This window comes from Pseudomonas sp. I2 (genome assembly GCF_040984075.1).
Taxonomy (GTDB): Bacteria; Pseudomonadota; Gammaproteobacteria; order Pseudomonadales; family Pseudomonadaceae; genus Aquipseudomonas; species Aquipseudomonas guariconensis_B.
Genome location: NZ_JBCGFQ010000091.1, coordinates 1 through 7,649, shown reverse-complemented (window position 1 = coordinate 7,649; position 7,649 = coordinate 1). Strand labels below are relative to the sequence as shown.

Annotated in this window: 7 protein-coding genes; 3 read left to right on the top strand and 4 right to left on the bottom strand. The window is 64.4% G+C overall.

The features are described from left to right. Positions 1-159: 159 nt before the first annotated feature. Together phrB and WCE05_RS25360 are read right to left on the bottom strand one after the other, a co-directional pair. Positions 160-1,602 carry a deoxyribodipyrimidine photo-lyase gene (phrB, locus tag WCE05_RS25365; RefSeq protein WP_368816790.1) on the bottom strand — a complete coding sequence of 481 codons (1,443 nt, stop codon included), beginning with the start codon at positions 1,600-1,602 and terminating at the stop codon, positions 160-162. A 201-nt stretch (positions 1,603-1,803) separates the two neighbouring features. Further along, entirely contained in the window at positions 1,804-2,790 is a 987-nt protein-coding gene (locus WCE05_RS25360; RefSeq protein WP_225788516.1) for an NAD(P)/FAD-dependent oxidoreductase, read from the bottom strand. A 187-nt stretch (positions 2,791-2,977) separates the two neighbouring features. Between WCE05_RS25360 and WCE05_RS25355 the strand changes: the two genes are divergently transcribed. Beyond that, positions 2,978-3,883: a TIGR01777 family oxidoreductase gene (locus WCE05_RS25355; RefSeq protein WP_253081216.1), complete on the top strand. Its 906-nt coding sequence runs from the start codon at positions 2,978-2,980 to the stop codon at positions 3,881-3,883. Positions 3,884-3,896: 13 nt separating this feature from the next. Beyond that, the gene (gene hemH / locus WCE05_RS25350) at positions 3,897-4,910 is read left to right on the top strand and encodes a ferrochelatase (protein WP_253090559.1); all 1,014 of its coding nucleotides are present in this window, start codon (positions 3,897-3,899) and stop codon (positions 4,908-4,910) included. Positions 4,911-4,988: 78 nt separating this feature from the next. Here hemH and WCE05_RS25345 read toward each other — a convergent pair whose 3' ends face one another. Continuing rightward, positions 4,989-6,263 carry a uracil-xanthine permease family protein gene (locus tag WCE05_RS25345; RefSeq protein WP_368816789.1) on the bottom strand — a complete coding sequence of 425 codons (1,275 nt, stop codon included), beginning with the start codon at positions 6,261-6,263 and terminating at the stop codon, positions 4,989-4,991. A gap of 2 nt (positions 6,264-6,265) precedes the next feature. After that, on the bottom strand, positions 6,266-6,904 hold the full coding sequence (gene upp / locus WCE05_RS25340; protein ID WP_225788520.1) for a uracil phosphoribosyltransferase: 639 nt from the start codon (positions 6,902-6,904) through the stop codon (positions 6,266-6,268). 164 nt (positions 6,905-7,068) lie between these two features. Between upp and WCE05_RS25335 the strand changes: the two genes are divergently transcribed. Then, positions 7,069-7,626 carry a hypoxanthine-guanine phosphoribosyltransferase gene (locus tag WCE05_RS25335; protein ID WP_225788521.1) on the top strand — a complete coding sequence of 186 codons (558 nt, stop codon included), beginning with the start codon at positions 7,069-7,071 and terminating at the stop codon, positions 7,624-7,626. Positions 7,627-7,649 lie beyond the last annotated feature (23 nt).

Genomic DNA, 7,649 nt, shown 5'->3' with positions numbered 1-7,649 from the left:
GGCGTAGCAGTTGTCCTGGATGATGCGCCTCGAGGTCATCCAGCTCTTGGCACGGCTTGCCACTCGTGGCGACGTGGCAGCCCTGTTCGAGCAACCCTTGCACCAAGGCCAGGCCGAGCCCATTGGTTGCCCCTGTTACCCAGAAACGACGCAAGTTTCTCAAGATTCAACCCTCTGATCCTGCCAGCCGGACAGGCCCTTGAAGGCTGCCAATGCCCGCTGGCGACTGCTGCTGAGATCTACGATCGGACTGTGGTAGAAACGTGTAGCAATAAAGTCGGCAGATTTCATCGGTTCATGAATGAATTTTTCATCCAAACCCTGAAGCTCCGGCAGCCATTGGCGAAGGAAGTTCCCGCCTGGGTCGAAACGTTGTGATTGAGTGATCGGATTGAACAGGCGGAAGTATGGCACCGCATCGGTTCCGCTGGAGGCGCTCCACTGCCAACCGCCATTGTTGGCGGCCAGGTCGCCATCGATCAGGTGACGCATGAAATGGCGCTCGCCGTGGCGCCAGTCGATCAGCAGGTTCTTGCTCAGGAACATGGCGACGATCATGCGCAGGCGGTTGTGCATCCAGCCGGTGTGCAGCAACTGGCGCATGGCCGCATCGATGATCGGAAAGCCCGTACGGCCTTCGGCCCAGGCCTCGAAGTCATCGGGGGCGTCGCGCCAGGGGAGGGCGTCGGTGTGGGCGCGGAAGGCCCGGTGCCGACAGACCTGTGGATAACCTACCAGGATGTGCTTGTAGAACTCTCGCCATAGCAGCTCGTCGAGCCAGGCTTGCACGCCGCTGCTGCCACTGTCGAACGCCCCGCCGTTGGCGTTCAGGGCTGCATGCAGGCATTGCCGTGGCGAGATCACCCCGGCGGTCAGGTAGGGCGAGAGTTGGCTGGTACCGGCCTTGGCCGGCAGGTCGCGCAGGTGTGGGTAGTCCTCGACGGTTTCATCGAGGAATCGGGACAGCCGGCGCCGTGCTTCGGACTCCCCGGCACCCCAGTGCGCGATCAATGCCGTTGGCGGGGTGTCGAAACCCTCGATACGCGTGGGCACGGGGTCGCTGGCGATGCCCAGCGGCGCCTGGGGCCGGGCTGGGGCGGCCAGGCTCGGCAGGTTGCGGTGCAGGTGCTCCAGGCAGGCCTTCCTGAACTGGCCGAATACCTGGAAACATTGGCCGTTGCGGCTCGTGATGCTGCCGGGGCGAAACAATGTCTGGGCCAGGTAAGCATGGCTGGCGATTCCGGCACTGGCCAGCAGGGCCCGGGTCGCCGTGTCGCGTCGCTGTTCATTGACCCCGTATTCCTCGTTCCAGTGCACGGCCCCGACAGAGTACTGGCGGCAGACGCCGAGCAGGGCTCCGGGGGCTTCGCTCCATAGGCTGGCCTGGCGGATCAGCAGCGGGATACCGAGCGCTTCCAGCGAGTGGCGCAGCTCGCGCAGGTTACGCAGCCAGAAGTCGACCTTGCACGCGGCATCGTCATGGGCCTGCCATTGACCGGGGCTGACCAGCCACACGGCGAGGGTGGGCCCGTGCGCGCAGGCGGCGCTCAGGGCGGTGTTGTCGGCGATACGCAGGTCACTGCGCAGCCAGACCAGCTGCAGGTTGGGTTTCATCCTTGGCTCGTGGGTCACTGTGAGTGCTGCAAAGACGCAGGCCTTGCATGGGGATCGTTGCGTGCGCCCAGGCGTATCCCGATACTGTCAGAAGACTTGTACTGAAATATTTTGTGTATAACGTTATAGGCCAATTAATGTAGCCAAAAACTTACGCAAGATGATTTTCTTGTATAGGTTTGCGTGCCATCAATCAAGGTGTTCGAGCAACCGCCGTGCAGCTTCCTGGCCACTGAGCCAAGCGCCCTCGACGCGGCCAGACAGGCACCAGTCGCCGCAGGCATACAGCCCTTGGTCGGCGTCAGCCAGGGCGCCCCACTCGTGGTTGCTCGCCGGGCGCGCATACAGCCAGCGGTGCGCCAGGGCGAAGTTCGGCGCAGGGACCACGCAGCCGACCAATTCGGCGAACTCTCCCCACAGCTGTTCGATGACATCTTCCTTGGGCAGGTCGAGGTGATGCTTGCTCCAGCCCGAGGTGGCGTGCAGTACCCAGGTGTCGAGCTGTTCGTCGCGCCCGGGCTTGCTGCGGTTGCGGGCCAGCCAGTCGAGCGGGTTGTCCTGCACGAAGCAGCCTTGCATGGGGGTGTCGAGGGCGGTCTGGAAGGCCAGGGCCACGGCCCAGGTCGGTTCCATCTGCACCCCGGCGGCGACGGCGGCGAGCTTGGGCGTGCTGGCCAGCAAAGGGGTGGCCTGCGGCGCGGGTACGGCGATCACCACGCGGCTGAACGGGCCATGGCTGCAGCCCTCGGTGTCCTGCAGGTGCCAGTACTGCTTGCCGCGAAAGACTTCGGCGATGCGGCAGCCGAAATTCACCGTGACGTCCTTGAGCAGCCCACGGGTGATGGCGCTCATGCGGGGCACGCCAACCCAGCGCGTCTGTTCGTCGGGCGAAGGCGTCAGCTCGCCGTCGCGGTAGTTGTACAGCTGGGGTTTCCACTGTTCGGCCCAGCCGGCGGCGACCCATTGCTGGACCTGCTCGACGAAGCGCCGGTCGCGCGCGGTGAAATACTGGGCACCCAAGTCCAGCGCACCGGCCTCGCTACGCTTGCTGGCCATGCGTCCGCCGCTGCCATGGCCCTTGTCGAACAGGTGGACGGTCTGCCCGGCCTTTTGCAGGGCCTGTGCGGCGGAAAGACCGGCGATCCCGGCTCCGATGATGGCGATAGGTACTGTCATGATGGCCTCTTCGAACCTTGCTGGAAGCAGACTACGCTGTCAGGCAAACCTGTACAATGCACCACTTTTGTATAAGGTTATTCCGCTCGATAGGACAGGTTGGCCTATGTTTATCCGAGAGCGTTCGGTCAAAAAAGTGCCTTGTTCTTAAAAATAGACCACGGCCGCAGACTGCGAGGATACAGCCATGCATATATTGCTGACCGGCGGTACTGGCTTGATCGGCCAGCATCTCTGCCAGTTCTGGCGCGGCCAGGGCCATCGCCTGACCGTGTGGAGCCGACGTCCGGAGCAGGTGCCCAAGCTGTGTGGTACAGGTGTGCGCGGCATCGCCCAACTGGAGGAACTGGCGCCGGACGACGCCGTGGACGCGGTGATCAATCTCGCCGGTGCGCCTATCGCCGATCGGCCCTGGACCGCGGCGCGGCGAACGTTGCTCTGGGCCAGCCGTATCACCCTCACCGAGCGCCTGGTGGCCTGGTTGGAAAGCCGCGAACAACGCCCCGAGGTGCTGATCTCCGGCTCAGCCGTTGGCTGGTACGGCGACGGTGGCGAGCGTGAGCTGACCGAGGCGTCGCCGCCGGTGAAGGAGGATTTCGCCAGCCAGTTGTGCATTGCCTGGGAAGAAACCGCGCAACGTGCGCAAGCGCTCGGTATCCGCGTGGTGCTGGTGCGTACCGGGCTGGTACTGGCCAGCGATGGCGGCTTTTTGTCGCGCCTGCGCCTGCCGTTCAAGCTGGGGCTGGGCGGGCCCTTGGGTGACGGTCGGCAGTGGATGCCGTGGGTTCATATAGAAGACCAGGTCGCCCTGATTGATTTTCTCTTGCAGCACAAGGACGCCAGCGGTCCTTATAATGCCTGCGCACCGGAACCTGTGCGCAACCGCGAATTCGCCAAGCGCCTGGGGCGGGCCTTGCACCGGCCGGCCTTCCTGCCGGTGCCGGCGCCGTTGCTCAAGGCCGGCCTGGGCGAGCTGTCGACCCTGTTGCTCGGCGGCCAGCGCGCCCGCCCGGTGCGCTTGCTGGCGGCGGGCTTCACGTTCCGCTTCAACGATCTGCAATCGGCCCTGGGCAACCTGTCCAGTCGCCTCTGACATAGGACGCTGCATGACCGATCACGCCCTGCTGCTGGTCAACCTGGGTTCACCGGCCTCCACTTCTGTGGCCGACGTACGCCGTTACCTCAACCAGTTCCTCATGGACCCCTACGTGATCGACCTGCCCTGGCCTGTGCGGCGTCTGCTGGTGTCGCTGATCCTGGTCAAGCGCCCGGAGCAGTCGGCCCATGCCTATGCCTCGATCTGGTGGGATGAGGGTTCGCCCCTGGTGGTGTTGACCCGGCGCCTGCAAGCGGCCATGGCCGAGCATTGGCCTCACGGCCCGGTGGAGATCGCCATGCGCTATGGCGAGCCGGCCCTGCCCGAGGTGCTCGAGCGCTTGGCGGCCCAGGGTGTGCGCAAGGTGACCCTGGCGCCGCTCTATCCACAATTCGCCGACAGCACCGTGACCACGGTGGTGGAGCTTGCGAAAAAGACCATTGCCGAGCGTCAGCTGTCGCTGCAGATGCGCGTGCTGCAGCCGTTCTATGACCAGCCCTGCTATATCGACGCCCTGGCGACCAGCGCCAGGCCTTACCTGGAGCAGGGTTACGATCACCTGCTGCTGAGTTTCCACGGCTTGCCCGAGCGCCACCTGAAGAAGCTCGACCCGAGCGGCAAGCATGACTTCCAGGCGCCCGATTGCTGCAAGGACGCCAGCGCCGAGATGCGTGCGGTGTGCTATCGCGGGCAGTGCCTGGCCACTGCCAAGGCGTTCGCGGCGAAGATGGGGATCCCCGATGGCAAGTGGTCGGTGTCGTTCCAGTCGCGCCTGGGCCGCGCCAAGTGGATCGAGCCCTATACCGAGACGCGTCTGGACGAGTTGGGCAAGGCTGGGGTGAAGAAGTTGCTGGTGATGTGCCCGGCTTTCGTTGCCGATTGCATCGAGACGCTGGAGGAGATTGGCCTGCGTGGTAGCGAGCAGTTCGTCGAGGCGGGGGGGGAGGAGTTGGTGCTGGTGCCTTGCCTGAACGATCACCCGGAATGGGCGAGGGTGTTGGCGGGGATGTGCGAGGCTGCCTGAGTTCCAGGCTGCCGATCCTAGACTTTTACCACCGCCATTGGGGCCGCGTAGCGGCCCCAACATTGCCTGCCCTGGCGATCAGGGCAACTGATCGTCCAGCTTCTTGTGCTTCCAGCCGTCGTTGCCCGGTAGGATCAGGTTCAGGGCAATCGCCACCACGGCGCACAGGGCGATGCCTTTCAGGCCCCAGTCGTCCGGGCCGTCGCCGCTGCCGATCAGCACGCCGCCGATACCGAACACCAGGGTGACCGAGACGATCACCAGGTTGCGCGCTTCGGCCAGGTCGATCTTGTGGCGGATCATGGTGTTCATGCCCACCGCAGCGATCGAGCCGAACAGCAGGCAGAGGATACCGCCCATCACCGGTACCGGAATGCTCTGCAACAAGGCGCCGAACTTGCCGATGAACGCCAGGGCGATGGCGAAGATCGCCGCCCAGGTCATGATCTTCGGGTTGTAGTTCTTGGTCAGCATCACCGCGCCGGTCACTTCGGCATAGGTGGTGTTGGGCGGCCCGCCGAACAGGCCGGCTGCGGTGGTGGCCAGGCCATCGCCGAACAGGGTGCGGTGCAGGCCAGGCTTTTTCAGGTAGTCGCGGCCGGTCACGCTGCCTACCGCGATCACCCCGCCGATGTGCTCGATCGCCGGGGCCAGGGCCACCGGGACGATGAACAGGATCGCCTGCCAGTTGAATTCCGGGGCGGTGAACTTCGGCAGCTCCAGCCAGGGCGCGGCGGCGATCCTGGCGGTATCGACCACGCCGAAGGCGAACGACAGGGCAAAACCCACCAGCACGCCAGCGATGATCGGCACCAGGCGGAAGATGCCCTTGCCGAACACGGCGACGATCAGCGTGGTCAGCAGCGCCGGCATGGAAATCAGCATGGCGGTCTGGTATGGCACCAGTACGCTGCCGTCACCGGCCTTGCCCATGGCCATGTTGGCAGCGATCGGCGCCATGGCCAGGCCAATGGAGATGATCACCGGGCCGATCACCACCGGCGGCAGCATGCGGTCGATGAAGCCGGTGCCTTTGATCTTCACCATCAGGCCCATGAAGGTGTAGACGAAACCGGCCGCCATCACACCGCCCATGGTGGCGGCCAGGCCGAACTGCCCCTTGGCGAGGATGATCGGGGTGATGAAGGCAAAGCTCGAGGCCAGGAACACCGGGACCTGGCGGCCAGTGACCAGTTGGAACAGCAGGGTGCCGAGGCCGGCGGTGAACAGCGCCACGTTGGGGTCCAGGCCGGTGATCAGCGGCATCAGCACCAGCGCGCCGAATGCCACGAAGAGCATCTGCGCGCCCGAGACGACCTGGCGCCAGAGCGGGTCGTTGAAGCCGTCCTGCATGGTCAGGCGTCCTTCTGCTTGGTGCCGAAGATCTTGTCGCCGGCATCGCCCAGGCCGGGGATGATGTAGCCATCGTCGTTCAGGCGCTGGTCGATCGATGCGGTGTAGATCCGCACGTCCGGGTGGGCCTTTTCGACGGCCTCGATGCCTTCCGGCGCAGCCACCAGGACCATGGCGCGAATGTCGCGGCAACCGGCCTTCTTCAACAGGTCGATGGTGGCGACCATGGAGCCGCCGGTGGCCAGCATCGGGTCGATGATCAGCGCCAGGCGCTGGTCGATTTCCGGGGCGAGCTTTTCCAGGTAGGTGTGGGCTTCGAGGGTTTCTTCGTTGCGTGCGACACCCACGGCGCTGACCTTGGCGCCGGGGATCAGGCTGAGCACGCCGTCGAGCATGCCGATGCCGGCGCGCAGGATGGGCACGACGGTGATCTTCTTGCCGGCGATCTTCTCGACCTGCACCTTGCCGCACCAGCCGTCGATTGCGTAGGTTTCCAGCGGCAGGTCCTGGGTAGCTTCGTAGGTCAGGAGGGCGCCGACTTCCTGGGCGAGTTCGCGGAAATTCTTGGTGCTGATGTCGGCACGGCGCATCAGGCCGAGCTTGTGGCGGATCAGCGGATGGCGGATCTCACGAGTAGGCATGGGGGAGGGCTCCGGGAGGCGGGCAAAAAAACCGCGCTAGATTAATCTATTCAGCCTTGGCTGTCGTGCAGTCATTCAGCACGTTAGTCCATAAATGCTTGATCTGTGCCGAGCGGATGCGTACCTTTGCCCGCTTTTCCGATTCCGAGCCCCTGGAGAGCGCCATGTCCGCCGATCTCGAGCATATCCGCCAAGTCATGCACGAGGCTGACTGCCTGTACAACGAAGCCGAGGTCGAGGCGGCCATCGCCAAGGTCGGCAAGCAGATCTGCCAGGATCTGCACGACAAGAACCCGGTGGTCTTCTGCGTGATGAACGGCGGGCTGATCTTCGCCGGCAAGCTGCTGACCCACCTGCAGTTCCCGCTGGAGGCCTCCTACCTGCACGCCTCGCGCTACCGCAACCAGACCAGCGGCGGCGAGCTGTTCTGGAAAGCCAAGCCGGAGATCTCGTTCATCGATCGCGACGTGCTGATCGTCGACGACATCCTCGACGAAGGCCATACCCTCAGCGCCATCATCGATTTCTGCAAGCACGCCGGCGCGCGCTCGGTGCACACCGCCGTGCTGATCGACAAGGAGCACGACCGCAAGGCCAGCCCGGACCTCAAGGCCAACTATGTGGGCCTGCCCTGCATCGATCGCTACATCTTCGGCTACGGCATGGACTACAAAGGTTATTGGCGCAACGCCAACGGCATCTTCGCGGTCAAGGGCCTGTAGGCTGCACGGGCCTGCCTCTGAGG